General features: G+C 53.0%; 23 protein-coding genes. 5 read left to right on the top strand and 18 right to left on the bottom strand.

Features of this window, described 5'->3' with window-relative positions:
- Positions 1-9 precede the first annotated feature (9 nt).
- The 9 genes from B5E82_RS00690 to B5E82_RS18050 all read right to left on the bottom strand — a co-directional run bounded on the left by B5E82_RS00690 (position 10) and on the right by B5E82_RS18050 (position 11,312).
- Positions 10-1,851: an efflux RND transporter periplasmic adaptor subunit gene (locus B5E82_RS00690; RefSeq protein WP_162610666.1), complete on the bottom strand. Its 1,842-nt coding sequence runs from the start codon at positions 1,849-1,851 to the stop codon at positions 10-12.
- A 121-nt stretch (positions 1,852-1,972) separates the two neighbouring features.
- Entirely contained in the window at positions 1,973-3,298 is a 1,326-nt protein-coding gene (locus B5E82_RS00695; protein WP_087305310.1) for a HAMP domain-containing sensor histidine kinase, read from the bottom strand.
- On the bottom strand, positions 3,282-3,998 hold the full coding sequence (locus tag B5E82_RS00700) for a response regulator transcription factor (RefSeq protein WP_087305312.1): 717 nt from the start codon (positions 3,996-3,998) through the stop codon (positions 3,282-3,284). Before B5E82_RS00700 ends, B5E82_RS00695 begins: the two co-directional genes overlap by 17 nt.
- Before the next feature lie 356 nt (positions 3,999-4,354).
- Positions 4,355-6,100, bottom strand: a complete 1,746-nt coding sequence (locus B5E82_RS00705; RefSeq protein ID WP_087305315.1) for an NADH-dependent [FeFe] hydrogenase, group A6 — start codon at positions 6,098-6,100, stop codon at positions 4,355-4,357.
- A complete protein-coding gene (locus B5E82_RS00710; protein ID WP_087305317.1) occupies positions 6,094-7,926 on the bottom strand; it encodes an NAD(P)-binding protein in 1,833 nt (610 codons plus the stop codon). The genes B5E82_RS00705 and B5E82_RS00710 overlap by 7 nt, the downstream gene beginning before the upstream one ends.
- 278 nt (positions 7,927-8,204) lie before the next feature.
- On the bottom strand, positions 8,205-8,462 hold the full coding sequence (locus tag B5E82_RS00715; protein ID WP_087164354.1) for an HPr family phosphocarrier protein: 258 nt from the start codon (positions 8,460-8,462) through the stop codon (positions 8,205-8,207).
- A 118-nt stretch (positions 8,463-8,580) separates the two neighbouring features.
- Complete coding sequence (ptsP, locus tag B5E82_RS00720; RefSeq protein ID WP_087305319.1) at positions 8,581-10,200, bottom strand: phosphoenolpyruvate--protein phosphotransferase; 1,620 nt, start codon at positions 10,198-10,200, stop codon at positions 8,581-8,583.
- A 183-nt stretch (positions 10,201-10,383) separates the two neighbouring features.
- Positions 10,384-10,989 (bottom strand): biotin transporter BioY, encoded by a 606-nt coding sequence (locus B5E82_RS00725; protein ID WP_242966206.1) that lies wholly within the window; start codon positions 10,987-10,989, stop codon positions 10,384-10,386.
- A 164-nt stretch (positions 10,990-11,153) separates the two neighbouring features.
- Positions 11,154-11,312: a hypothetical protein gene (locus B5E82_RS18050; RefSeq protein ID WP_162610667.1), complete on the bottom strand. Its 159-nt coding sequence runs from the start codon at positions 11,310-11,312 to the stop codon at positions 11,154-11,156.
- A gap of 211 nt (positions 11,313-11,523) precedes the next feature.
- Here B5E82_RS18050 and B5E82_RS00730 point away from each other — a divergent pair, with 211 nt between their 5' ends.
- Together B5E82_RS00730 and B5E82_RS00735 are read left to right on the top strand one after the other, a co-directional pair.
- Entirely contained in the window at positions 11,524-11,844 is a 321-nt protein-coding gene (locus tag B5E82_RS00730; protein WP_087305323.1) for a helix-turn-helix domain-containing protein, read from the top strand.
- Positions 11,845-11,909: 65 nt separating this feature from the next.
- On the top strand, positions 11,910-12,809 hold the full coding sequence (locus B5E82_RS00735; protein WP_087305325.1) for a beta-1,6-N-acetylglucosaminyltransferase: 900 nt from the start codon (positions 11,910-11,912) through the stop codon (positions 12,807-12,809).
- A gap of 30 nt (positions 12,810-12,839) precedes the next feature.
- Here B5E82_RS00735 and B5E82_RS00740 read toward each other — a convergent pair whose 3' ends face one another.
- Positions 12,840-13,568, bottom strand: coding sequence for a phosphatase (locus tag B5E82_RS00740; RefSeq protein WP_087305674.1), 729 nt, complete (start codon positions 13,566-13,568; stop codon positions 12,840-12,842).
- 204 nt (positions 13,569-13,772) lie between these two features.
- On the opposite strand from B5E82_RS00740, the gene B5E82_RS00745 reads away from it, so the two are divergent.
- Positions 13,773-14,789, top strand: coding sequence for an ABC transporter substrate-binding protein (locus B5E82_RS00745; RefSeq protein ID WP_087305328.1), 1,017 nt, complete (start codon positions 13,773-13,775; stop codon positions 14,787-14,789).
- Positions 14,790-14,849: 60 nt separating this feature from the next.
- Here the strand turns inward: B5E82_RS00745 and B5E82_RS00750 are convergent, their stop codons facing one another.
- Complete coding sequence (locus B5E82_RS00750) at positions 14,850-16,379, bottom strand: purple acid phosphatase family protein (RefSeq protein ID WP_087305330.1); 1,530 nt, start codon at positions 16,377-16,379, stop codon at positions 14,850-14,852.
- Between the two features lie 73 nt (positions 16,380-16,452).
- Positions 16,453-17,205, bottom strand: a complete 753-nt coding sequence (gene truA, locus B5E82_RS00755) for a tRNA pseudouridine(38-40) synthase TruA (protein ID WP_087305332.1) — start codon at positions 17,203-17,205, stop codon at positions 16,453-16,455.
- A gap of 87 nt (positions 17,206-17,292) precedes the next feature.
- Here truA and B5E82_RS00760 point away from each other — a divergent pair, with 87 nt between their 5' ends.
- Positions 17,293-17,739 (top strand): hypothetical protein, encoded by a 447-nt coding sequence (locus B5E82_RS00760; RefSeq protein WP_087305334.1) that lies wholly within the window; start codon positions 17,293-17,295, stop codon positions 17,737-17,739.
- A gap of 70 nt (positions 17,740-17,809) precedes the next feature.
- Here the strand turns inward: B5E82_RS00760 and B5E82_RS00765 are convergent, their stop codons facing one another.
- Positions 17,810-18,682 carry an amidohydrolase family protein gene (locus tag B5E82_RS00765; RefSeq protein ID WP_087305675.1) on the bottom strand — a complete coding sequence of 291 codons (873 nt, stop codon included), beginning with the start codon at positions 18,680-18,682 and terminating at the stop codon, positions 17,810-17,812.
- A 100-nt stretch (positions 18,683-18,782) separates the two neighbouring features.
- Positions 18,783-19,814, bottom strand: coding sequence for a M23 family metallopeptidase (locus B5E82_RS00770; RefSeq protein WP_087305336.1), 1,032 nt, complete (start codon positions 19,812-19,814; stop codon positions 18,783-18,785).
- Positions 19,815-20,021: 207 nt separating this feature from the next.
- Here B5E82_RS00770 and B5E82_RS00775 point away from each other — a divergent pair, with 207 nt between their 5' ends.
- Entirely contained in the window at positions 20,022-20,222 is a 201-nt protein-coding gene (locus B5E82_RS00775) for a cold-shock protein (RefSeq protein WP_087305338.1), read from the top strand.
- 320 nt (positions 20,223-20,542) lie between these two features.
- On the opposite strand, the gene gatB is transcribed toward B5E82_RS00775, so the two are convergent.
- The 4 genes from gatB to aspS all read right to left on the bottom strand — a co-directional run bounded on the left by gatB (position 20,543) and on the right by aspS (position 25,375).
- Positions 20,543-21,973, bottom strand: coding sequence for an Asp-tRNA(Asn)/Glu-tRNA(Gln) amidotransferase subunit GatB (gene gatB / locus B5E82_RS00780; RefSeq protein WP_087305340.1), 1,431 nt, complete (start codon positions 21,971-21,973; stop codon positions 20,543-20,545).
- Positions 21,974-21,991: 18 nt separating this feature from the next.
- Positions 21,992-23,455, bottom strand: a complete 1,464-nt coding sequence (gene gatA, locus B5E82_RS00785) for an Asp-tRNA(Asn)/Glu-tRNA(Gln) amidotransferase subunit GatA (protein WP_087305342.1) — start codon at positions 23,453-23,455, stop codon at positions 21,992-21,994.
- Positions 23,456-23,466: 11 nt separating this feature from the next.
- Positions 23,467-23,760, bottom strand: a complete 294-nt coding sequence (gene gatC, locus B5E82_RS00790; RefSeq protein ID WP_087305344.1) for an Asp-tRNA(Asn)/Glu-tRNA(Gln) amidotransferase subunit GatC — start codon at positions 23,758-23,760, stop codon at positions 23,467-23,469.
- Positions 23,761-24,043: 283 nt separating this feature from the next.
- Positions 24,044-25,375: an aspartate--tRNA(Asn) ligase gene (gene aspS, locus B5E82_RS00795; protein ID WP_087305676.1), complete on the bottom strand. Its 1,332-nt coding sequence runs from the start codon at positions 25,373-25,375 to the stop codon at positions 24,044-24,046.
- Positions 25,376-25,415: the final 40 nt, after the last annotated feature.

Genomic DNA, 25,415 nt, shown 5'->3' on the forward strand with positions numbered 1-25,415 from the left:
CCTCCCCTGTTAAAATCCATACATGACTTCGTCCGCATTGCCCGCGTTCTCTTCTTCCGGCAGCTGTCCGCCCTGCCTCATTCCGTCAGGCAGATAGACTGTCATGCCTTCCTTCAGATCTTTTCCTCTGATTTCCGCGAAGTAATCGGTCTCCATACCCTTTTCCACTGTCATTTCTTTCCTCTGGCCGCCCTCATCCACATAAATGATACTCGTGCCATCCTCTTTCGTCTCTACACAGTCATAAGGCACCGCAAGCACGCCTCTGCTCTCTTCCTGCACAATGCTGACCTTGGCTGTCATACCGGGACGCAGCTTCTCCTGCTCTCCCTCAATGGTAATCTGAATCTGATAGGAAGCCGAACCGCCTGAGCCTGACTGAGAGCTTCCCGCGCCTGCCTCGCCGCCTTTTCCGGCTCCCGCCGTGGGCGCCACGTAAGTGACCGTTCCCTTCAGGAGTTCTTCGCCCATGGAATTGGTCTTGACGTAGGCCGTCATTCCCTGCCTGATTTTAACCACGTCGTATTCATCCACAGAAGCCTCCACTACAAAATGCTTCAGATCCTGAATCTCATAGATGACTCCGCCTCCAAAGGTCTGTCCCTCTTTTACAGACAGAGAGGTAATCACGCCGGACATGGGCGCCCGCACTGTGTAATCCTCCAACTGTTCCTCATACTGGGTAATCTGCTTCTTTGCGTCGTTATCTGTGATGAGCTGAGACTGGAGCTTCGATTTCTGATAGGCTGTCTTCGCGTCCCTGATACTGCTGTCATAAGTATTCTGCGCCTCCTGTCTGGCTGTCTGCGCCTGATCATAAGAGGATTTTGCCTGGCCTGTTTCTGCTTTCGCCTGCTCATAGGCGCCTCTGGTCCGCTCAGCTTCCGCCTTCGCCTCCTCCAGGGCTGTCTTCGCCGCGCTGTAGGCGTTCAGGGTATCTTTCAAAGCCGTATAATCAGGACCGTTTACGTCCAGCCCCGCAATATACGCGTCAATGTCGTTGATGACCACCGGCGTCCGTTCCGGAAGCCTGTCTGCCGGATTTTCCACGGTTTTTTCCGGGCTGTGTTCTACAGGTTTTTCTGCGCCTGCGTCTGACGCGGCTCCACTTTCACCCTCTGCGGAAGCGTTCTCCTGGCTGCCTTCCGGCGCAGGCGGCTGCTCCGCTTCCTGAATTCTGTCCGCGGCTGCTGCCTGGCGGGCCGCCTCGTATGCTGCCTGCTGCCTGTCCTCATATGCCTGGGCCGCTGCTGCCGCCGCCTGTTTTGCCGCCTCGCAGGCCGCCTGTTTCTCACTCAGAGCCGCTGCCGCCTTATCCGCCGCCGCGCGGGCTGTTGATTCTTTCCCGGAAGCTTCCTGATAAGCATTCTTTGCCTGATCCCGTTTCTGGCTGGAATCCTTCAGGCTGGTGTCTGCCTGCTTCATGCTGTCCCGATACTGCTTCTCATAGTCCGCTCCCATGGCGTCCAGCTTCTTATTAATCTCATAATTGTTCCGTGCCGCGGCCAGAGACTCTTCCAGCAGAGTCGAATCAAAGGTACAGAGCACGTCGCCTTCCTGCACCTCGTCGCCCACCTTTACATGGACCCGCTCCACCTTCAGGTTGGTAAGCCCGGTATTGCCTGCTCTTCCATCCGCGGTTGCCACCACGCCTGTGACGCTGACAGATTTCAGCAAATCCTTTTTCTCGATTACCGTCGTATTCATAAGATCGTCCTGCACGTTCTCCTGGGCCCTTCCTCCTCCGAAAAAGACACGGACGCCTCCCAGAATCACAAGAACCGCAGCAAGTCCTGCCGCCGCCCGCCTGAATGTTCTGTTTTTCAAAAAACCAATACGAAATATGTTCAACTGCATTTCCCTCCTCATGGATTTATTCCTGTTACTTAAAACCGGCCAGGGAAGACTCTCCCTGACCGGTCCTATATTAAAGAGAAATTCTTAACAGATCCTAATCTGTTTCTTAACAGTTCTAAACTCTATCCTGCCGCTCTGTACATGGGAAAGAAAGTCTGAGCCGAAAACACCCTTCTCTTTCTTCTGCCGCGCAGGTCCCGTTCATCCTTTCCATCATCTTTTTTATGTTTTCCAGACCTATGCCCGTGCTGTCCGTCTTTTTCTCCAGCTTCCTGCTCCTGTTCTCAAACACGATTCCCGCTGACTTTTCCGTGTGTTCTGAGCAGATATATATGGGAAACGCAGGATCTGCGTATTTTACAAGATTTGAAGTGATATTGTCCAGTACCCGAATGACAAATTCCATGTTGACCCGGACCGTTTCCTTTTTCCACTCAAATTTCAGCTCTGTGTGAAAACCGCTCTGCTCCAGGTAGGCGCAGGTCTCTGACAGGAGATCATAAAAAACCGTCTCAAAAGACTCCGGCTCCTCCAGCTTCACCTCTGTCTCCCCCGTCACCAGCGCATATTCAAACAGGTGATCCGTCAGCTGCTTCATCCTGCGCGTCTTCTGATCAATCTTGTCAATGTATTCCCAGAACTGCTCCTCACTCTTTACCTGGCGCTTCCTTAAAATCTCCGTATAGAGCATTACCGTAGTCAGAGGAGTCCGGATATCATGAGACATTTCTGTAATCATCTTATGATTGGCCGCCACAAGATGCGCTTCCTGCCTTACCTTTTCCCGAAATGAACCCCGCATGTCATCCAGCCCTTTCGCCAGCGCCGCAAGCTCGTCCCGGCCGGTTACCGTGATCTCATAATCCAGGTCGCCGCCCTCCAGAATCTCAATCTCACTGCTCAATTTCCGGATATAGCGGATCTTATAACGGATTCCCAGCATCACGATTCCCACAAACAGCGCAAAAGAAAGAAGGAGTTCCGCAATCACCGCATAATTGTAGTACTGATAAGAATACATTCCATAGATAGAAATTTCCGCTTCCTCGTCCGAAAACTGCACAGGATAATAGACTGTCCATTCATAATCCCCGGCCTCTATCTGCTCTGCTTCCATATCCTGTTCCGGATATTCCGAATTATACACCAGAATGCCGTTCTTATAGAGCTGCAGGGCCACCACTCTCTGTCTCCTCACCCATTCTGTCAGCTCTTTCGTGTCCTCTGTGGAAAGCTGATTCTGAGAGACATATTCCTGAAGCTTTCCGATATATTCCCCGTTTTTCTTTTCCTCATAATTGGAACTTATATAAAACCAGTTCAGCAGACTGTCCCCCGCCCAGTTTGTAACCAGGAAGAACAGGCCGGAAACCAGGGCCGCAAGAACCAGAAGCTGAAAGAGCTGAAAATAAATGGAATCCCGTTTACGCACCATAGGCATCAAACTTATACCCCTTTCCCCATTCCGTCTTGATATATTCCGGCTTCTGCGGATCTTTCTCTATTTTTACCCGCAGCTTCCGGATATGTACCATTACCGTGCTGTTGCAGGTGTAAAAATAGGGTTCGTTCCAGATACTTTCATACAGGTTCTGGGCGGAAAAAATCTTTCTCGGATGCTTCATCATCAAAAGAAGCATCTGGTATTCGATATTGGAAAGCTCTTTTTCCTCGCCGTTTACATAGACCTCGTTGAATTCCTCATTGATCCGTATTCCGGAAAGCTCCAGATATTTCTCGGTTTCTTCCTCCTGCTTTTCCGTCTTTCCCCGGTACACCTGATACCGGCGCAGCAGGGCCTTCACCCTTCCAAGCAGTTCCGCGTAGGAAAAGGGTTTGGGCAGATAGTCGTCTCCTCCTGCCATAAGTCCGATGAGCTTGTCGGACTCCTGGGACTTGGCAGTCAGAAACAGCACCGGCACGTTGGAGCGTTTCCGAATCTCCTCACAGGTGCGCAGCCCTGACATTCCAGGCATCATGATGTCCAGAATCACCAGATCTGTGTCCTCTGTCAGAAGCTCCAGCCCTCTGCTTCCATTGTCCGCCTCTGTGACCTGATAGTTTTCGCTCTCCAGAAGGATTCTGACACCCTCGCGGATATCAGCGTCATCTTCAACGAGCAAAATTTTTGAATTCTGCATTTGCTTTCTTCCTCCCCCTCTATGTATGGTTCCTATTGTACCTTTAGCTGCCGGTTTCTGCAACCGTTCCTCACAAAATCTGCCTCCATCTCCTTCTTTCCCTTTCCTATTTTCGCCCGGAGACCTTAACAGATTCTGAAGGAGATCTAAACAAATCTAAAGATTATTCATCGAAAAATAAGCTGGAGCATAACATTCTGGAAAGAGCCGGCTGTATTTTTGCCTGTTACAGACAGAGGCATTATGATCCGAAAATCATAATGCCTCTGCAGCAGTAAATTATATTCTGTTTTTATCCGCGGCGCCGCTTTTCTTCCAGCAGCCTTTTCTTCTGCAGGCTCTTGTTCCGGCCGTCTTTATTCGGCATTTTTCTGTTCCGCTGGCATCTTCCAGGCACTGTGATCTGTGTGCAGAAGCTCATGAGCCCTGTGGGACAGAGGAGCGCCCAGGTAATCCTCGTAGCATTTGAGTACGGAGGGATTTTCATGGGAGAACCTTAAGGTACTGGATTTGTCCAGCGTATACAGTCTGCTGCCCCGTACCCCGCCCAGCTCTTCTCCGTCGTGAATGGGCTGTCCGCCGCCTCCGGCACAGCCTCCGGGGCAGGCCATGACCTCTACAAAGTCATAGGAGACTTCTCCTCTTCTGAGCGCTTCGATGAGCTTTCTGGCATTGCCCAGACCATGGGCCACGGCTACCTTCAGCTTCGTGTCTCCCAGCATGAATTCCGATTCCCGCCATCCTTCCATCCCGCGGACTGCGCGGAACGCATCCGGATCGGGATTGGAGCCTGTCGCCAGATAATAAGCGCTTCGAAGGGCCGCCTCCATTACGCCGCCGGTGGCTCCAAAGATCACACCGGCTCCCGTACCGATGCCAAGAGGCATATCAAAATCTTCTTCCGGAAGCTCTGCCGGAACGATATGCTCTGCTCTGAGCAGGCGGTCCACCTCACGGGTAGTCAGCACCACATCCACATCCTGGCCCGCATGCGCGTCATTCATGACCGGAAGCGCGCACTCCTGCTTCTTGGCTACGCAGGGCATCAGAGAGATGCAGAAGATTCTGGCCGGGTCCACATTCAGGAGAGAGGCATAATAGCTCTTTGCCACCGCACCGAACATCTGCTGGGGAGATTTGGCCGTGGAAAGCTGTCCGGCCATATCCGGGTACTGGGATTTCAGGAAGCGGACCCAGCCGGGACAGCAGGAGGTAAACATCGGGAAAGTTTCCTCATCCCGGTGCTTCAGCTTCTCCAGAAACTCACTGCCCTCTTCCATAATCGTAAGGTCCGCGCTGAAATCTGTATCAAAAATATAGGAAAAACCAATCCGCCGAAGAGCCGCCACCAGGCGTCCGGCTGTGGCAAATTCCCGGCTCAGGCCAAACTCCTCGCCCCAGGCCGCCCGCACTGCGGGCGCCATCTGCACCACTGTGATCTTATCCGGATCTGCCAGAGCTTCCAGCACCTTATCCACGTCATCTCTCTCCCGGAGAGCTCCCACCGGACAATGGGTGATACACTGGCCGCAGAGAGCACAGTCTGCCTCTTCTATCTTCCGGTTGAGGGAGACATCCACCGTCGTACGGGAACCTGTCCCCGCCACATCCCAGATATGTAAGGACTGTACCTTATCGCAGACCTGCACACAACGCATACATTTGATACATTTTTTATAATCACGGATCAGAGGATAGTCCGGATTCCATTTTGTCTTCGGCAGCTGCTTCTCAAAAGGCATCTCCAGAATTCCCAGATCGTTGGACAGCTTCTGGAGCGTGCAGTTCCCGCTTCTGGCGCAGATCGCGCAGTTGCTGTCATGCTGGGAAAGAATCAGCTCCACATTGATCTTCCGGGTCTTTCTCACCTTTGGGCTGTTCGTGTGAACGATCATCCCCTCGGATGCCCGGGTGTTGCAGGCAGTTACCAGCTTGGAATTGCCTTCCACTTCCACCATACAGACGCGGCAGGCACCGATCTTGTTCAGCTTTTTCAGGTAGCAGAGTGTGGGAATATGGATTCCCGCCTGTAAAGCCGCGTCAAGAATCGTGGTTCCGTCTTTTACCTGAAGTTCTGTTCCGTCTATCGTAAGCTTTACCATTGTTCCACTCTCCCTCCTTTAAATGATCCGAAGCCGAATTTGTCGCAGCGCAGGCATCTGTGGGCTTCCTGCATGGCCTCTTCCTCTGTCATGCCGCATTCAATCAGCTTAAAGTCTTTCACGCGCTCGCACACGCTCCGCTCCTTCATATTCACACGGGCGCAGCTCTTTCTGGTGCTCATGCGTACTTTCGGGATCTCCACATCCGCGGAAATCACATGGTGGTAACCAAGGAATTCATCGATATTCGCAGCCGCCACCTTTCCTGCCGCGATTGCCCGGATCACCGTAGCCGGACCTGTCACGCAGTCTCCTCCCGCAAAGACGCCGGAGATATCCTTGACGCCGCTCCAGTTCAACGCGTCGATGACGCCCCGCTTCACCGGAATACCGAATTTTTCAAAGTTTCTGGAATCGATTCCCTGGCCGACAGCCACAAGAACCATGTCGCAGGCCAGACGCACCTCGGGTTCTGAGGAATCCATGGGCTTGGGCCGCCCGTTCACCACCGGACCGATGATCTGCGGCTTCACCCAGAGCGCCGCCACCTTTCCCCCGGCATCTTTTTCAATACGCATCGGCGCATGGAGCTCTACCAGCTCGCAGCCTTCCGCGATAGCGCCCTCCACTTCTTCCGGCATGGCCGTCATGTCCTCCCGCCGTCTGCGGTAGGCGATACGCAGACGCTTCGCGCCGAGACGAATCGCGGAGCGGGCTACGTCCATGGCTACATTTCCGCCGCCAATGACGATGATATCCTTTCCTGTAAAATCCGGAAGCTGGTCGTCTCCAATTCCACGCAGCATTTCCACCGCTGAAACCACGCCTTCCGCATCCTCGCCCTCAATACCGATCTTCCGGTCTGTATGAGCGCCGATTGCGATATACACCGCGTCATACTGGCTGCGAAGTTCCAGAATATTCGGGCTTTCTCCCACGGTCACGCCGGTCTTCACATGGATTCCCGTGCTTAAAAGCTGCTCAATCTCTTTATCCAGGGCCTCCCGGGGCAGGCGGTAGCTGGGAATTCCATAACGCAGCATTCCTCCAAGCTGCTTTCTCTGCTCATAGATGGTCACGTCATGTCCCATAAGCCGCAGGTAGTAGGCAGCGCTGATTCCTCCCGGGCCGCCTCCGATGACCGCCACTCTCTTTCCGGTAGCCTCCGCCGGCTCCGGAACCGGAACCTCGCCTGCGTGCTCCACCGCGAAACGCTTCAGTCCGCGGATATTGATGGGGTCGTCCATCAAAGTACGGCGGCAGCGCACCTCGCAGGGATGCTCGCAGATCAGGCCGCACACGCTGGGAAGCGGATTGTCTTTGCGGATCAGACGCACTGCGTCCGCATAATTTCCTTCTGCCACCAGGGCCACATAACCCGGAATGTCCACCCCCGCAGGACATTGGGATACGCAGGGTACAGGCTGGTTCAGCTCGCAGATGCAGCGTCCCCGCAGCACATGCTCCTCGAAATCATTGCGGAAGCCTTTGATCCCCTTCAATACCATCAGGGCCGCTTCGTAACCTATCGCACAGTCTGCCGAATAAAAAATACTGGAAGCCGTGCTCTCAATCAAATCAATCGTCTCCAGTGTGGCATTTCCGTCCAGAACATCTTCCATCAGCTTTTCCAGCTGTCCCAATCCTACCCGGCAGGGCACGCATTTTCCGCAGGACTGTGCATGGCACATCTTCAGAAAAGACGAGGCCAGATCCACGGGACAGAGGCCCGGAGGGCTTGCGCTGATTCTTCGTTCCAGATCCTTATACAGTTCTTCTACTGTCGTCTGAGCTTTGTTTTCCGTAATAATGCTGAGTCTGCTCATGTTTTCCTCCTCTCCTTTTGGCTGCAGGCGCTGAACATCCGCGCTGTAGTTGTTAAAATTTTATCATTTAAAACTTGGGACGGTCAATCCTACAAATTATACTATGTAACATAAAAATTCCCCGGCAATCCAAATACTCCACAGCAGGCTGACGGAGTATGAAAAAAAGGATACGGCCGGCCGCTCTTTTGCAGCCTGCAGTATCCTCATTTTCTAATGCTCAGTCGAAACAGAAAGCCTCAGAGCTACGCTCTTCCTGCTTCTCTTCCCGCTTCTTTTTACAGATTCTCCTGGAAGAATTTCTGGATCGCCTCGAAAGCGGTATCCTCATCCTCTCCCTCGATGGTTACGGTTACTTCCACGCCCTTCTTTACGCCCATGGACATTACAGCCATGATTCTCTTCGCGTCAGCCTTCTTCGCTCCGCTGTCAAGGGTGATTGCGCTCTTATATTTAGCAGCCTCCTTTACCAGAAGTCCTGCCGGTCTTGCGTGAAGTCCCAGCTCATCCTGTACTACATACTTAAACTCTTTCATGATACGTTCTCCTTTATCCTTTTTCATAATATTTATAGCCATAAGCCGGCAGATACCGGCGAAACTATCCTGTGCTTCTCTGTCTGTCCCTCTGGCCCGGGAAAGATTTTTCTGTTCCTTACTCGGTCTCGCGGATCTTCTTGCGCAGCTCCAGCGTAAATACCGGGGAAACAGACAGCTCGTCGATGCCCATCTGGATAAAGCGGCGGGTCAGTTCCATATCCGCTCCCAGCTCACCGCAGATACCGCACCATGCGCCATGGTCGTGAGCGCACTCGATGGTTCTCTGAATCATGCGGAGCACTGCCTCGTGATGGGGATCATAAATATTGTCCAGAGACTGATTCTGACGGTCGATAGCCAGCGTATACTGAGTCAGGTCGTTGGTTCCGATACTGAAGAAATCTACCTCCGCGGCCAGCATATCGGCAATCATAACAGCTGCCGGCGTCTCCACCATGATACCAAGCTCCACATCGCCAAAGGGGATGTCGTTCTGTCTCAGCTCATCCTTCACTTCTTCCACGATCTCTTTAATCCGCTTTACTTCCGCCACGGAAATGATCATCGGGAACATGATGGAAGCCGTTCCGTAAGCGCTCGCCCGGAAAATCGCGCGCAGCTGGGTCTTGAACACATCCACGCGATCCAGACAGATACGGATTGCGCGGTAGCCCATGGCCGGATTCTCCTCATGAGGAATGTTGAAATAATCCGCCTGCTTGTCTGCTCCGATGTCCAGCGTACGGATGATGACCTTCTTGCCGTTCATCTTGGAGATTACATTCTTGTATACCTGGAACTGCTCTTCCTCTGTGGGATAATCGTCCCGGCCCAGATACAGGAACTCGCTGCGGAACAGACCGATACCTTCGGAGTCATTCTCCAAAACAGAGTCCACATCTTCCTCGCTTCCGATGTTCGCATACAGGTGGATGACCTTGCCGCTCTTGGTCACAGTCGGAAGTCCCTTCAGGCTCTGAAGCAGAAGCTTGCGCTCCTCTTCTCTCTTCTTCTTTTCCTGCATGACGGCCATGGTCACTTCATCCGGCTCGACATAAATCTTTCCGGTAAAGCCGTCCACGATACCGTCTTTTCCTGTCAGGGACGGGTCAAGGTCGATGTCTGCCGTCACGATACAGGGAATATTCATCATACGCGCGAGGATTGCCGTATGGGAATTCGCGGAACCCTTCTGGGTCACAAGCGCAAGGATCTTGTCCTTCTCAAACTGCACCGTCTCGCTGGGCGCCAGATCCTCTGCCAGAATAATCACCGGCTCCGGCATGGCCTCCGCGCTTACCTGCGTACCGCTTAAGATAGCGATCAGACGGCCGGAAATATCATTGATGTCCGCTGCGCGTCCGCGCATATAATCATCATCCATGCTCAGGAAAATAGCCGCGCACTGCTCGCCTGTCACAAATACGGCGTACTCCGCGTTCACCTTGTCCTGACGGATCATATTCGTGATTCCTTCCACGAAATCCAGATCCTCCAGCAGCATCTGATGGGCCTCAAAAATCTCAGCCTCAGCCTCTCCCACATCACGCATGGTCTTCTCTTTCAGAAGAGCCAGCTGTTCACCTGCTTTCTCCTTGGCAGCCTCGTAACGCGCCACCTCGGCTTCCGTGTCCTCTACCGTCCTCTTCTCCACTACCTGTTTTGCTTTTTTGTACACAAACAGCTTTCCGATCGCAACGCCGGAAAATACGCTTTTACCCTGACGAGTCTCCATAAACACATCCTCCTATTTCCTGTAGCATGAAAAAGGCCAGAATCTGCAATCTAAAATACCGGACCTTTAACTCCCATATCTTATCTCACAAAACCTGGTCTTTCCAAAGAGCATCTCTCCCGTATATCATGCTTTATCTAGTAATCAATATACCAGTTCAGGGGGGAAAAGTCAATGGCTTTTCTAGTGTGTTCCGTCAAGCAGTCCGGCCCGGATCAGCCTTGCGCGAAGCGTGGTTCCAAGCAGAGCCGCAGCCGCCATTTTCACCAGATCGCCCGGAATAAACGGAATCACTCCCGCCCAGAGCGCTTCATAAAATCCCATGCCAGACCCATATGCCAGCCAGAGGGTTCCAAACAGATACAGCACCAGGGTGCCAAGCGCCATGCCGGACGCTGCCGCCGCCTGTCTTCTCCAGCCGCCGCGCCCCGGATGCGCCGCAGCAAAACCGGCAGTCAGAGCTAGCGGCAGGTATCCTATCAGATACCCTCCCGTCGGTCCCATCAGCTTTCCCGCTCCTCCCGTATATCCTGTAAATACGGGAAGGCCTGCCAGTCCCAGCAGAAGATACAAAAGACAGCTTAAGGTCCCCAGACGCGGACCCAGCACTGCCGCCGCCAGGCAGACTGCCAGAGTCCCCAGAGAGATGGGTACAGGGCTGACCCCAATCACAAGAGACACCGGACCCAGCACACAGAGCACGGCCGCCATAAGCCCCGTCAGCGTCATCTCATAAACTGTCAGTCTGTTCCTTTTTACCTGTATTCTGTCCTGCGCCCGATTCATCATTTCTATCTCCTATCCTTATTCCTTTCCATTCTGTATCCCTAAACAGAACTTGTTCTTCCGATCTCCGGAACATTGCCAATCCAATGTCCGCAGCGGAGCCTTTGACTGAAGTATACGGAATCAGGCCTTGATTGTCAACTATATTTTTATTTTGGTTAACGATTTTATTCTCTGCCGGAGCTGTCCTGTTCTTTCACCGGCTGCTCCGCGCGGCGCTCCAGAGCCCGCGCTTCCTCTTCCAGCTCCTGAAACCACCTCTTTTGCAGCTTTTCATACTGCGGGTCTTTCAGAAGCCCCTTTTTCTTTTTTACTCTTCTGCGCATGCTTCACCTTTCTGTCGCTATTTGCTGACATATCTCTCCTCATATGTCCGCATTATATCACAGCTGCATCGTATAATCTATCTTTTTCATCGGTTTATAACTCTTTCTCGTATTACACATTCTATATTACAATAAACTGTAGCTTCCGTACACCAGGATACAGCGAAAAATCTGGATACCGATATCAGCAGACAGCGCAGAGGGACACTCTATGTATGAAGAAAATTTCTGCATCAAAAGAATAAAGGAACTGATGGAAAAGAACGGATTCACTTCCTATCAGCTGGCCAAACAGTCCGGCGTGTCTTTATCCACGCTTCTTTCCATGTTTGAACACAATACCCAGCCCCGGGTTGAAACCATAGAGAAGCTCTGTTCCGCCTGCAATATTTCCATCGCCCAGTTTTTTGAACGCTCTTCCACAGATTTGACGGAAGAACAGGCGGAAATTCTATCCCTGTTCAATTCCCTGACACCCAAAGGCAAAGATATGGCCCGCTCTTATCTTCGTTTCTTAACAGAAAACGACTGAGGCGGGCGTTTTCTTTTTTCTGATTTTGTGCTACACTGGAATCAAATTTAAGCTTCCGGGGGAACATGATGAACAGACACGCCTATCTGATTATGGCGCACAGCCATTTTGATTTTCTGAAAGAACTTCTTCTCTGTCTGGATGACAGACGCAACGATATCTATCTGCATATCGATCTGAAAGCCGGCAGCTTCGATTTTGCGGGTTTTTCCCAGCTTCTGAGCCAGTCCGGGCTTTTCTTTACAGAGCGGCTCAGCGTCAGCTGGGGCGGCTACAGCCAGATCGCCTGTGAACTTCTGCTTCTGAAGACAGCCGCAGGCAGAAAGGAATGCAGTCTTAAGACTCCCGGAGCCGTCCAAAGCGCCGGCAGACCCGGGTCCTATGCTTACTATCACCTGCTGTCCGGCTCCGATCTTCCTCTGAAATCTCAGGATGAAATCCATGCTTTCTTTGAAAAGCACAAAGGCGCGGAATTTATCGCCTTCGACAGAGACATCTCCCGGCAGACCCGGGAACGTATTTCTCTCTGGCACTTTTTCCGGGAAAGCTCTTCTCCCCTGGCAGAGCCTGCCGATCATGCCCTCACCGTGCTTCAGCGGCTGCTTCGTGTAGACCGGCTGAAAGGGAGCGGGATTCAACTCCGCAAAGGACCGAACTGGTTCAGCATCACAGACGAACTGGCCCGTTATATTCTGGACAGGGAAGACTACATCCACTCTCATTTCAGCCATTCCGTCTGCGCGGATGAGCTTTTCCTGCAGACTCTTGCCGCCGCCTCTCCCTTCCGTGAAAATATCTTTGATGAAGAAGGAAAGACCGGCTCCATGGCCAATCTCCGCTATGTGGACTGGGAGCGCGGCGATGGAAACAGTCCTTATACCTTCCAGAAAAATGACCGGGAACTGCTTCTTGGACTTCCACATCTTTTCGCGAGAAAATTTGACCGGAATATCCTGGCAGAATAAACCCTCCGTCCAGAGGTCCGGCTGCCTTCTCTATTTCAGCTGAAGCCTTTTATTCTCCAGCACGGTTTTCAGGGCATCCACAGACCGGTTCACGATCAGCTCCTCCGGAAAATGCAATTCTTCCAGAAGTGCGTGGGCCAGATCATGACGGCCCACATCCGTATCTGTATGCGCGTCGCTCCCGATCACAATGGGGACCTGGTATTCCACACATAACTTAAGCATCTCTTCATCCTGCGGCCTGGTATTTTTCCGGGAACCGCCCGGGCGCAGAGAATTTTCATTGAGCTCCAGAAGCGTTCCATACTCCTTTGCCGCCTGTACAATCGCGCGGAAGTCTACCGGATATCTGGGGTCGTCCGGATGACCCAGAATATGAATACGGGGATTTTTGACAGCATTCACACAGGCCTGCGTATTGTATTCCCTGCTTCCCGGCACAATGCAGGGAATGTGGAGGCTTGCGATAGCCAGATCCATCTGCGCAAGAGTGTTTTCCGTCAAATCTACCGTCCCCTGTTCATCCAGAATATTCAGCTCTGCCCCCAGCATCAGCTCCACGTCATAAGCATGCCGATCTACCACCTTCAGATTCTGAAAATATATTGCCTGGCAGCTTCCTGTCATACGCGGCGCATGCTCTGTGACTGCCAGAAGCTCCAGCCCCTTTCTGGCCGCCGCAGCCGCATTTTCCCGAATAGTGCTGTATGCATGGCCGCTGGCCAGTGTATGGGTATGTGTATCCATTACGTCTTTTATCATGTTGTCTCTCCTCTTTTATCATTTCCGTCTTTTCTGCTGTAAATCACAGTCCTCCTATGCTGCTCCGGTTTTATTATATGCGCTGTCCCGGACAAATACAAGAGCCCGGAAAGCAAAACCCGGCCTGGTTTTTCCCCCGTTTCCGTCACCTTTTTCCCTATGCTGTGTATGATATAGTATTCGGAAAAAGGAGGATATCATATGAAAAAGAGACTGTCTGTCCTGCTGGCGCTGACGCTGACCGTGTCCATTCTCTGTACGGGCCTGGCCGGCTGCGGGAAAAGCGGAACACAGGAAAAGAATCTGACAAAGGTAACTCTGAACGAGGTGGCTCACTCGATTTTTTATGCGCCTCAGTATGTAGCTATTGAAGAGGGATATTTTGAGGAAGAAGGCATCGACCTGGATCTGGTGACGGGCTTTGGCGCCGACAAAACCATGACTGCCGTTCTCTCCGGTGAAGCAGATATCGGATTTATGGGCTCAGAGTCCTCCATCTACGTCTACAGCCAGAATCCCGGCGATTACATCGTAAACTTTGCCCAGCTCACCCAGCGGGCCGGTAATTTTCTTGTAGCCCGGGAACCCATGGAAAACTTTCAGTGGGCTGATCTGCGCGGCAGCTCCGTGCTGGGCGGACGAAAGGGCGGCATGCCCCAGATGGTCTTCGAGTATATTCTGAAAAAGAATAATCTGGACCCTGAGACTGACATGGACATCGATCAGAGCATCGACTTCGGCTCCACAGCGGCAGCCTTCTCAGGAGGCCAGGGAGATTTCACCGTGGAATTCGAGCCGGGCGCCACCACCCTGGAACGGGAAGGCGTCGGCTATGTGGTCGCCTCTCTCGGCGTGGACTCCGGCTATGTGCCCTATACCGCCTACAGCGCAAAGCAGAGCTTTATAGAGGAAAACCCGGAACTGATCCAGGGCTTCACCAATGCGCTCCAAAAGGGTATGGACTATGTGCAGAATCACACGCCGGAGGAAATCGCCCAGGTCATCGCGCCTCAGTTTGAGGAGACAGATCTGGAGGATATCACTACCATCGTAACCCGGTACTATGAACAGGATACCTGGAAGGAAAACCTGATCTTTGAAGAAGACAGCTTTACCCTTCTGCAGGACATTCTGGACGAGGCAGGCGAGCTGGAACAGCGCGTACCCTATGAGGATCTGGTCACAGTGGAGTTCGCCCAAAAAGCGGCAGACCGATAAAATCGGAAACAGGCGCCGAAAACCGTCGAACCGTTTTCGGCGCCCGCTTCATCCGCGTCTCTATTCCTTTCGAATCGTGTATTCATCGTAGACCGTCCAGCTATCCATCAGATAGGCCCGCATATGAAGCTCTGTGTCTGTCACATCAAAGCGCAGCGCCATGGGCGTATCCGGCTGTCCCTGATATACGATCCGGATCTCTCCTTCCGGAATATGGTACAGGCAGCCGCTGGAAGTGCTGCAGGTGATATAAAGAGTCCCCTCCGGATTGACTGCGGCCGCTCCGGACTCATAGGGATAGCCGCTCAGCGACTCACAGAGACCATTGACAAAAGCCGTCCGGGAATACACATGGTCGTGAGCGCCCAGAATCAGGTCAATGTCATTGGCCTCAGCAATACGGGCCAGATATTCCTTGCAGTCTGTATGGGACTTCTCTGCTCCCGGGTAGGCCGGATAATGCTGGGCGAGAATCCTCCATCTGGTATCCGGATGCTCCGCCACCACCTGGGCCACATACTGCTCCTGCGCTTCGCTGCCCTGGCTTGTGCTGCTGTTCAATACAATGAACAGCACATTTCCTCTGACGAAGTAATAATTACCATCCTGATCGTACTGGCTCTGTCCTGTGGCTGAACGATTTGGTACATTGAAATGCTCGTAGAAATAAGGGCCGCCCGGATGTCCGTTCTCTTCTATGGAGGTGGCATTTGCCACGTCATGGTTGCCCACAGCCGGCGCCAGAGGAATACGGTACAGAGCCAGGTGGTCCAGAAACATTTCATAATGGGCTTCGCTTCCGAAATCGGCCACCTGATCTCCCAGATGGAACAGAAACGAGGCCTCCGGCACATAATTTACAAGCCTGGTCAGAACGCTGTCCCAGCGCTCAGCCGTCACCGAAGCCTCTTCCATATCCGACTGCCCTATCTGGGCGTCAGCCGTCACCAAAAACGTCATACTGTCCTGGTTTGCTTCAGGACACCGGTATGTATATTCCGGCGACCAGGCATCATCATTTCCCACCTGATACGTGTAGGAAGTTCCCGGCGTCAGTCCGGAGACGGAAGCTTTATTTACATAATATCCCGGGACTGTGACCGAAGCCGCGCACTCCGCGTCAAAACTCCGGCTTTCACCGGAACCCGTATCCGTCAGCCGCACCTGCCCCTTTTTCCCGCTGGGAGAAAGCCAGTTGAAACGCAGCTCTGTCTCCGAAGCTCCTACTTCCATAGAAAGACTTCGGATATCCGTCGTATTCAAAAGCGGACTGCTTGTATAATCTGGAAGGAACGAGGCTTTCTGCTCCTCCTCCGATTTTTCCTCCTCTGTTCCTGTCTCCTGAGAAGTCTGTCCCTCACCGGCAGTTCCCGGCGCCCCTCCGCTTTCCGCCTGGTTTGACGCCTCCTCTTTCTCTTCTGTCTCATCAGGCACTTCCGCCAAGGCGGCCCCTTCTTCCTGAGCGGCCGCCGCTCCTGTCTCCCCGGAGCTTAGCATGCCTCCGGCCTTCCAGAGAGCCAGAACCGCAAGGACCAGCAGAATAACCGCCGAGACCAGCACGCGGGGATGCAGCTGCTTTCTTTTCTTCATAATCTTTTTCCTCCTCAAATAATGGCATAGTATACCATAAAAGGGAGCTCAGAAAAAGAAATATGAAGAAAAATTAAGATTCTCCGTCTGCGTATTCCACACTCACCAGACAAAGACCCTGAGCCGGAGCCGTAAATCCGGCCTGCTCCCGGTCAAGGGAAACCAGTATCCTGTCCATTTCCTCCGGACTTTTCTTATGAAGTCCCACTTCAATCAGGGTGCCTGCCAGAATCCGGACCATATGATACAGGAATCCGTTTCCGGTGAATTCCAGGCGCAGCTCTTCTCCTCTCCGTTCTATCCGAATCTGTTCCAGCGTGCGGACTGTAGACTTTTTCGTCCTCCGGTAAGAGCTGAAAGCTCTGAAATCATGGGTTCCCAGAAGCCGGGCCGCCGCCTGTTCCATCGCTTTTTCATCCAGCTCCTGCTCCAGGGAATACAGATACTTTCTCTCGAACACATTATGGACTGGACTGTTCCAGATCCGGTACCGGTAGGTCTTCCGCAGAGCATTCAGCCTGCTGTGAAAACGCAGCTCAGCTTCTTCCACGGAATACACCGCAATATCCTCCGGCAAATACCGGTTCAACCCCATTTTCAGCTCCTCACAGGACAGCGCTGACTCTGTCCTGAAATTGGCGGTCTGGCCGAGGGCATGAACCCCTGCGTCCGTGCGTCCCGAACCTGCCAGCCGGATGGTTTCTCCGGTCAGCCGCTCCAGAACAGCCGTTACCCTTCCCTGGATAGTATTTTCTTCATGCTCCTGACTCTGCCAGCCGCTGTAGCGGGTTCCATCGTAACGGAGCAGCAGTCTGATATTTCTCATAAATTCTGCTTTCCCTTTCCTGTATTTTCGTGTATCATAAAGTTTGGAATAGTTCGTCTTATTTTTTACATAAGGAGTAGATCGATTATGCTGGAAATCATTGTCTTTATCATTATTATCATGGCTGTTGTCCAGAGCTCCAAAAAGAAAAATACGCGGCGTCAGGCACCGCCTTTTACTGCCCGGCCGCAGCGGCCCTCCGGCTCTTTCTCTTCCCGTCCGGCACAGCCTTCCAAACCGCTGGTATCCGGGGCCCGTCAGAAGAAACAGAAAAAGAACGCTTCCGGAAGAAAAGCAGAAGGCGCTTCCCCGGTTCAGGCCTCAGGCGGACAGTCTGCTGAAACACGTACCTTCATAGAACCCACGAGGCCTTACCAGCCTGCCCGCAATGCCGGCGAGCGGTACGAGGAATGGATGTCTGTTCCGGAAGGGAAACGGGTCTGCCACTGCGGCTACTGCGGAGCTGACAACCTGATTCCAAAGCATTCCGATCCTAAAAACTATACCTGCTATTTCTGCAGGGAAGAGCTCTAGGTCCCGGCAGTTTCCGCCGTCCGCCGGCTGCTCTTATTCTTATACGGTAGTCTGAGAGATGAAGCCTGCCCTAACGCTTCATCTCTTTTTTGATCCACTCTTCAGAAGCGCGCAGTCTCTCATCCAGCTCTGCTGTATTCCCCGGTCCCACCGCCTGCTTCATCCAGGCATATTCGTCCAGAATCCCCTGCCCGTGGGGAACCAGATAGGCCCCTGCGTCGCTTCCGAGACCCAGACGGCCTCCTTTTTCAAATACATACCGGACACAGTTCATCTGCCGCCGCAGTATCTGTTCCACCTGTCCATCCGGATAGCGGCCGCAGCCCAGCAGATTTCCCGTGGGCGCCAGGGTCGGAATCCAGATGGTATGGCTCTCCGCAAGCAGATCAAGGGTATCCTGCTCCAGGTAATTGCCGTGCTCCAGCGTATCAAGGCCCGCTTCAATAGCTGCTCTCACGGGGCCGTCTCCATTTCCATGGGCCATGACCTTCATCCCCATATGATGGGCCGTCTCAATCATTTCCCGAATCTCTTCCCCGGACAGCCCCTCTTCGTTCAGCACGCCAAACTGATCAAACTCCATGATGCCGCTGATCATGATCTTGATGAAATCGGCACCTTCCCTTTTCGCCCGTTCCACCAGTTCCCGATATTCTTTTCTGTCCTCAAAGGCATGTCCCACGATTCCTCCGTAATGCCCCTTTTTATGAATCGCAAAAACCGGAGTCCGGTAGTCGATCCCGTACTCCGGCGCCAGCTCTCTGGCCCGGGCCGAGACTCCCAGGGCGTCGCCGCCGTCTCTGACAAAGGTGACGCCGGCCTGCTGCCAGGCTTCCAGGTGCTGCCGGATCGGCCCCTCCGCCGGCCCGTTTCTGTGCAGACTTACCGCCGCCTTATAATTTTTTCCGTCCATAATGATATGGGCATGACATTCACCAAACATCTTTCTATCCGCTCCTTTGTATCCTTCCGGCGCCCATGTGCCCGGCATACGCGCCATCGTTTTTACATTATCCTCAGTGTAATCAAATGCCTCCCAAAAGTCAATTGATCATCTGGTATTTCCTGCTCCATTCCTTTGTCTCGTCATTGCGCACGCATTCACTCCGGTTCTGATAAAGAAAACGCACTATCTGATAGCAGTCGATCCAGATTTCCGAGTTTCCTTCCTTCTGAGATTCATCGAAGATCAGCTGGATGCCAAAATGAAGATGAGGTTCATCGATATTATTCACATCTTCCGTGGCGCTGTACCCGGTTCTTCCCATATAACCAATCACATCTCCGGCCTGCACCGCATCCCCCTCTTCCAGGTCCAGCGCATAGGGAAAGCCTTTCCGCAGATGAGCATAATAGTAATACCGTTTTTTATCAAAACTTCGAATGCCAATCCGCCAGCCCCCATACTGGTTCCATCCCAGAGCTTCCACGGTTCCTGACTCCACCGCGATGACCGGCGTGCCGGTCTGTCCCATCATGTCATGTCCCAGATGCTGTCTTTTGTACCCATAGCTTCTGGACACGCCAAAATCATCATAGTCGCTGTAGGGAAAGCCTTTGGCAATGGGATGAAAGGCTTTCAGCCCATAATGGCGGGCCCAGACCGGCTCCTCTCCTTCCTCTGACGGCTCCTGAATCTGATATTCTCCCACCATGCCGCCAAGCACCGCCGTATAGGCTTCCAGGTAATAGTCATAATACTTCAGCTCCCCAGCCATTTCCTCCATATTTCCCCCGGCCAGCAAAGTTTCCGCGGCGCTGTCCATATATTCGTTTACTCTGCTTTCCTTTGAAAAATCCCCGCCCGTATGGGCCGCCGTATAGGCCAGCAGCTCAATCCAGTTCAGATGCACCGGACTGCCGTATGTGTTCCGGTCATACTCAAAAGCCCGATCCAGCGCTTCCGCTGTCACATCAAAGTCCACCCATTTGATAAAATCCTCTTCCACCTCTTCCGTCAGAGAGGGAAGCAAAAGAAGCGGCTCTTCCTCCCGCTTCAGAAGAACAGCCGCAAGGCACATCACCGCCATCATTTCCACCAGGACAAGCCTTCGCAAAATTTTCTGTTTTTTCATGAATGTCCGAATTATTTTTCTTATTGATTTTTATGCGTTTGCTGATAAAATCAGACCACATTTTGAATTGACAGTATATCCGCTTTGTGATACGCTATAGCCAGTCGGGACACCCCTTAAAAACAGGTTTTCCGATGCAGCTGACGCCGGTTTTCCGCCGGCGCTTCACTATTTTTATTTATATTATTTTTCGGAGGTATCATAACAATGAGCAAGGGTACAGTGAAGTGGTTCAACAACCAGAAGGGATACGGATTTATTTCCGATGAGCAGGGAAATGACGTATTCGTGCACTACTCCGGCATCAATATGGACGGATTCAAGTCCCTGGAAGAGGGTCAGGCCGTAGAATTTGACGTCGTAGAGGGCGAAAAGGGACCACAGGCTACCAATGTAACCAAACTTTAATCAGCCGATTGAATTTGTGCCTTTTTCTATATACAGACATCGGTGTTTCTGGCTAGAATAAAGCATCAAAGGGAAAAGCAGATTATGAGAAAGAGCGGTGGAAGTTTTTTGGAGATTCAGGTTTCTGCTGCCTGTGTTCGGACGTTTCACGGACGTCTGTATGCTTCCGGACGGACTCCCAAGTCCGCCTGAATCATACATCCATCCGCGAAAAGCCGGACACATGGTCAGCAGAAAGCCTGAATCGATAAAAGCTTCCGCCGCTCTTTCTCACATGATCCCGTTTCTCAACATTCTGATTTTCTGTTAATCAACGGTTTTCACAGCAGTTCTTTCAAGATCTGATTTACCATTCCCGGATTTGCCTTGCCTTTCATCTCCTTCATGGTCTGGCCTACCAGGAAGCCCAGGGCCTTTTCCTTGCCGCCTTTGTAGTCTGCCACAGACTGGGGGTTGGCTGCTATGACGCGCTCAACGGTCTCCCGCAGGGCTCCCTCGTCGTTTACGGTCTTTAGGCCTTTTTCCTCCACATAGGCTTCCGGATCGATATCCTCATAGAAAATATGCTCGAAGACTTCCTTGGCCACCGTGCTGTTGATGCTTCCGGCGTCTGCCAGGTCCACCAGCTTTGCCAGATGCTCCGGGGAGAATTTCAGGTCCTCCGGCTCCTGGCCGTTCTCCTTTAAGAGACGCATGGTCTCCACCATCAGCCAGTTTGACACCTTCTTCGGCTTTCCGCAGAGAGCTGTGGCCGCCTCAAACAGATCTGCCATCTGCTTGGAACCTGTCAGAATCTCCGCGTCGTATTCCGGAATATCAAATTCCTCTTTATAGCGGATCAACTTTTCCGTGCGCAGCTCCGGCTGGCGGGAACGCACCTCCTCGATCCATTCCTCGCTGATATCCACGGGAACCAGGTCCGGTTCCGGGAAATAACGGTAGTCCTGAGCGTCCTCCTTGGAACGCATGGCATGGGAAGCTTCCTTATTATCGTCCCAGCGCCTGGTCTCCTGAATCACCTGTTTTCCTTCCTCCAGAAGCTCAATCTGGCGGGCGCGCTCGCCCTCGATGGCACGGCCGATGGCCTTAAAGGAGTTCAGGTTCTTCATTTCCGTACGGGTGCCGAATTCCTTTGCTCCCACCTCCCGGACGGACAGGTTCACATCCGCGCGCATGGAGCCCTCCTGCAGCTTGCAGTCGGAAGCGCCCAGATACTGGATAATCAGACGCAGCTTGTCAAGATAAGCGATAACCTCCTCGGCGCTGCGCATATCCGGCTCGGACACAATCTCAATCAGCGGAACCCCGCTCCGGTTGTAGTCCACCAGGGAGCAGTCCTCCCATTCATCGTGAATCAGCTTTCCGGCGTCTTCTTCCATGTGAATCTCATGGATGCCGACCTTCTTGCTGCCGCTCTCCGTTTCGATCTCCACATACCCATTCCGGCAGATGGGCGCGTACAGCTGGGAGATCTGATAGTTCTGGGGGTTATCCGGATAAAAATAGTTTTTCCGGTCAAATTTGCAGTGACGGGTGATCTGGCAGTTGGTCGCCAGCCCCACTGCCATGGCATATTCCACGACCTTTTTGTTCAGCACCGGAAGGGAACCGGGCATGCCGGTGCACACCGGGCAGGTGTGGGTGTTGGGCGCTCCTCCGAACTCCGTGCTGCAGGAGCAGAAAATCTTTGTCTTTGTAGCCAGCTCCACATGAACTTCCAGACCGATCACGGTCTCATACTGCTTACTCATTGTCTTCCACTCCTTTCGTTACTGCCGCTGTCCCGCCAGGGGAAAACGCCCGCGGACACCTTCATAGGTATAGGCTGCCTGGATGATTTTCTTTTCCTGGAAACAGTCTCCCAGAAGCTGCAGGCCGATGGGCAGCCCCCTGCTGTCCGTGCCACAGGGCAGGCAGATACCCGGAAGGCCGGCCAGGTTTGCGGAGATCGTATAAATATCACCCAGGTACATTTTCAGCGGATCGCTTAAGGATTCTCCAAGCCTGGGCGCTGTGGTGGGAGCCGCAGGCCCCAGAATCACATCGTATTTCTCAAAGGCCCGGTCAAAGGCCTGTCGGATCAGCGCCTTGGTCCGAAGCGCCTTCAGATAGTAGGCGTCATAATAGCCCGAACTTAACACGAAGGAGCCCAGCATGATACGGCGCTTCACTTCCTCGCCGAATCCCTCGGAACGGGATTTCTTGTACATGTTGTGGAGTCCCTCATATTCCTCCGCCCGGTACCCGTACTTCACTCCGTCAAAACGGGCCAGGTTCGAGCTGGCCTCCGCCGAAGCGATGACGTAGTAAGCCGGAATCGCGTAATCCACCAAGCTTAAATCGAATTCCTCCACGACTGCTCCTCTGTCTTTGAGCGCCTCTGCCGCGCCGCGGACAGCCGCTGCCACCTCCGGGTCCAGTCCGTCCCCGAAATAATCCCGGGGAATACCGATGCGCATGCCCTTCACGTCATCCTTCAAAGCCGAGGTAAAGTCATAGCTGTCCCGGGCGATGGAGGTGCTGTCTTTTTTATCGTGGGAAGCAATGGTCTCCAGCAGCAGCGCGCAGTCCGTCACATCTCTGGCGATGGGCCCTATCTGATCCAGAGAAGAACCATAGGCAATCAGTCCATACCGGGATACGGTTCCATAGGTCGGCTTCAGTCCCGTTACGCCGCAGAAAGAGCTGGGCTGGCGGATGGAACCGCCCGTATCAGAACCCAGGGCGCAGGTGCACTCCCCTGCCGCCACAGCGGCGCAGGAACCGCCGGAGGAGCCCCCCGGCACATGCTCCGTATTCCAGGGATTGCGGGTGGGTCCGAAAAAGGAGGTCTCCGTGGTGCTTCCCATGGCAAATTCGTCCATGTTGGTCTTTCCAATCATGACCATGCCCGCCGCTTCCAGCCGCAGGGCTGCTTCCGCCGAATAGGTGGGCTTGAAGTTGTACAGAATCTTCGAAGAGCAGGTGGTCAGCACGCCTTCCGTGCAGATATTGTCTTTGACCGCCACGGGCACGCCCGCCAGAGGGCCGGTCAGCTCTTTGCTCTCGATCTTCTCCTGAACCCTGGCAGCTCTTGCAAGCGCGTCCTCCTCGTCCACCGTGACAAAGCAGTTCAGTTCTGCATCTTTTTCTTTTATTTTTGCAAGGGCTGCTTTCGCGGCTTCCACCGCTGTAAGCTCCCCTGCCTGAATCTTCTTTCCCAGCTCCGCAGCTGTCATTTCCATCCATTCCATACTGCCGCCTCCTACTCTACCGTCTTCGGCACCTGATACATGCCGTCCTTGACCTTCGGCGCGTTCGCCAGCATCTTCTCATGCTCGTCGCCGTTTTCCACCACGTCCTCCCGGAAGACATTGCTCACCGGGAATACATGGGACATGGGCTCCACGCCTGATGTGTCCAGCTCGTTTAATTTATCGATATAATCCAGCATCCGTCCCATGTCGCGCTTCGCCGCTTCCTTTTCGGCGTCGGACAGCTCCAGCTTCGCCAGAATTCCTACATATTCCATGGTTTCATCTGAAATAATATTTGCCATAATCTGTGTTCTCCTTTCCCTGCTCATTGCCAGCCCCCCAGGGGGCCCTCTCTTGGCCTTTCGGCCAATTCACCTTGCCCCCCAGGGGGCCTTCTCTCGGCTTCGCCGATTCACCTTGCCCCCCAGGGGGCCTTCTCACCTTTACTCCGCAGTGCAAGCTCGATTACGCTCCGCTCCATCTCGCTTTACGGGCTTCGCCCTATAGCAGGAGGTGTAAGCTTCCTTACGTAAGCGAGCTTCCGACGGAAGCTTACACTTCCTGCTGCACTGCTCATTGCCAACGCTAAGGGTCCAGTCTGCTTAAGTCTCGCGGGAACAGCGTCGTCTCGCGCACGTTGTCCTCGCCCGCCAGTTTCATGGTCAAACGTTCCAGGCCGATGCCAAGGCCTCCGTGGGGCGGCATGCCGTACTTGAAGGTATCCAGATACTGCTCCATCCCTTCCTCTGTCATTCCTCTTGCCGCAATCTTATCAAGAAGCATCTGATAATCATGGATACGCTGGCCTCCTGTGGTAATTTCCAGTCCCTTATACAGAAGATCGAAGCTTAAGGTAAACTTCGGATCTGCCGGGTCATCCATGGCATAGAAGGGACGCTTCTTGGAGGGATAATGGGTCACAAATACAAAGTCTGAACCATATTCTTCCTGGAAATAACGTCCGATCAGAACCTCCTCTTCCGGCTCCAGATCGTAGGGGTTGCGGATCTTATGGCCGTATTTTTCGGAGGCCAGCTGCTTTGCCTCATCGAAACGCACCGCCGGAATCTTATCTGCCTTCGGCAGCGTGATGTCAAGAATCTTCAGCTCCGGCGCGTATTCCCGTTCCAGAAGGGCCAGCATATACTGCAGGAACCCGGTTTCCATCGCCATAATATCTTCAAAGCTGTCGATATAGCCCATCTCAAAATCCAGGCTGGTGTATTCGTTCAGGTGGCGCTTCGTGTTGTGCTTTTCGGCACGGAACACCGGGCCCGTCTCAAATACCCGGTCAAACACGCCCACCATCATCTGCTTGTAAAACTGCGGGCTCTGGGCCAGCACTGCCGGATGATGGAAATAATCCAGACGGAACAGGTTGGAACCGCCCTCTGCTCCCTTGGCTCCAATCTTCGGCGTATGAATCTCTGTAAAGCCCTGGCTGTACAGGAAATCCCGGAATCCCCTCACAATGCCTTCCTGAATCCGGAACTTGGCCCGCTCCCGGATGTTCCTTAAGGATATGGACCTCATGTTCAGTTTTGCTTCCAGGGAAGTGTTCAGCTTCCATTTGGAGATGGCAAGGGGCAGGGGCGCCGCCGGCTCAGAAAGTACCTTAAGCCCGGTTAAACGAAGCTCCACGCCGTGGGGCGCTCTTTCTTCCTTTCGAATGATTCCCTCTGCTTCCACACAGGCCGCTTCTTTCAGTCCCTTCCGATCAAAACCGGATTTTCCTTCTTCATAGACACACTGCAGAAGACCGTCCCGTCTTCTCAAAATGACAAAGGCCACCTCACCCATGTCCCGAATCGTATGGATGGTTCCTTCGATTTTCACGGTTTTCCCTTCCATGCTTTCCGCTGTCACTGCAGCCAGATCGACTGTTTCTTTTTCTCTGATTCCTGTCATAAATTCCATCTGCTTTCGCTCCTTTCCTTTTTTCTTCCGCGCTGCAGGA

It is taken from the genome of Lachnoclostridium sp. An138 (genome assembly GCF_002160765.1).
Lineage (GTDB): Bacteria > Bacillota > Clostridia > Lachnospirales > Lachnospiraceae > Laedolimicola > Laedolimicola faecalis.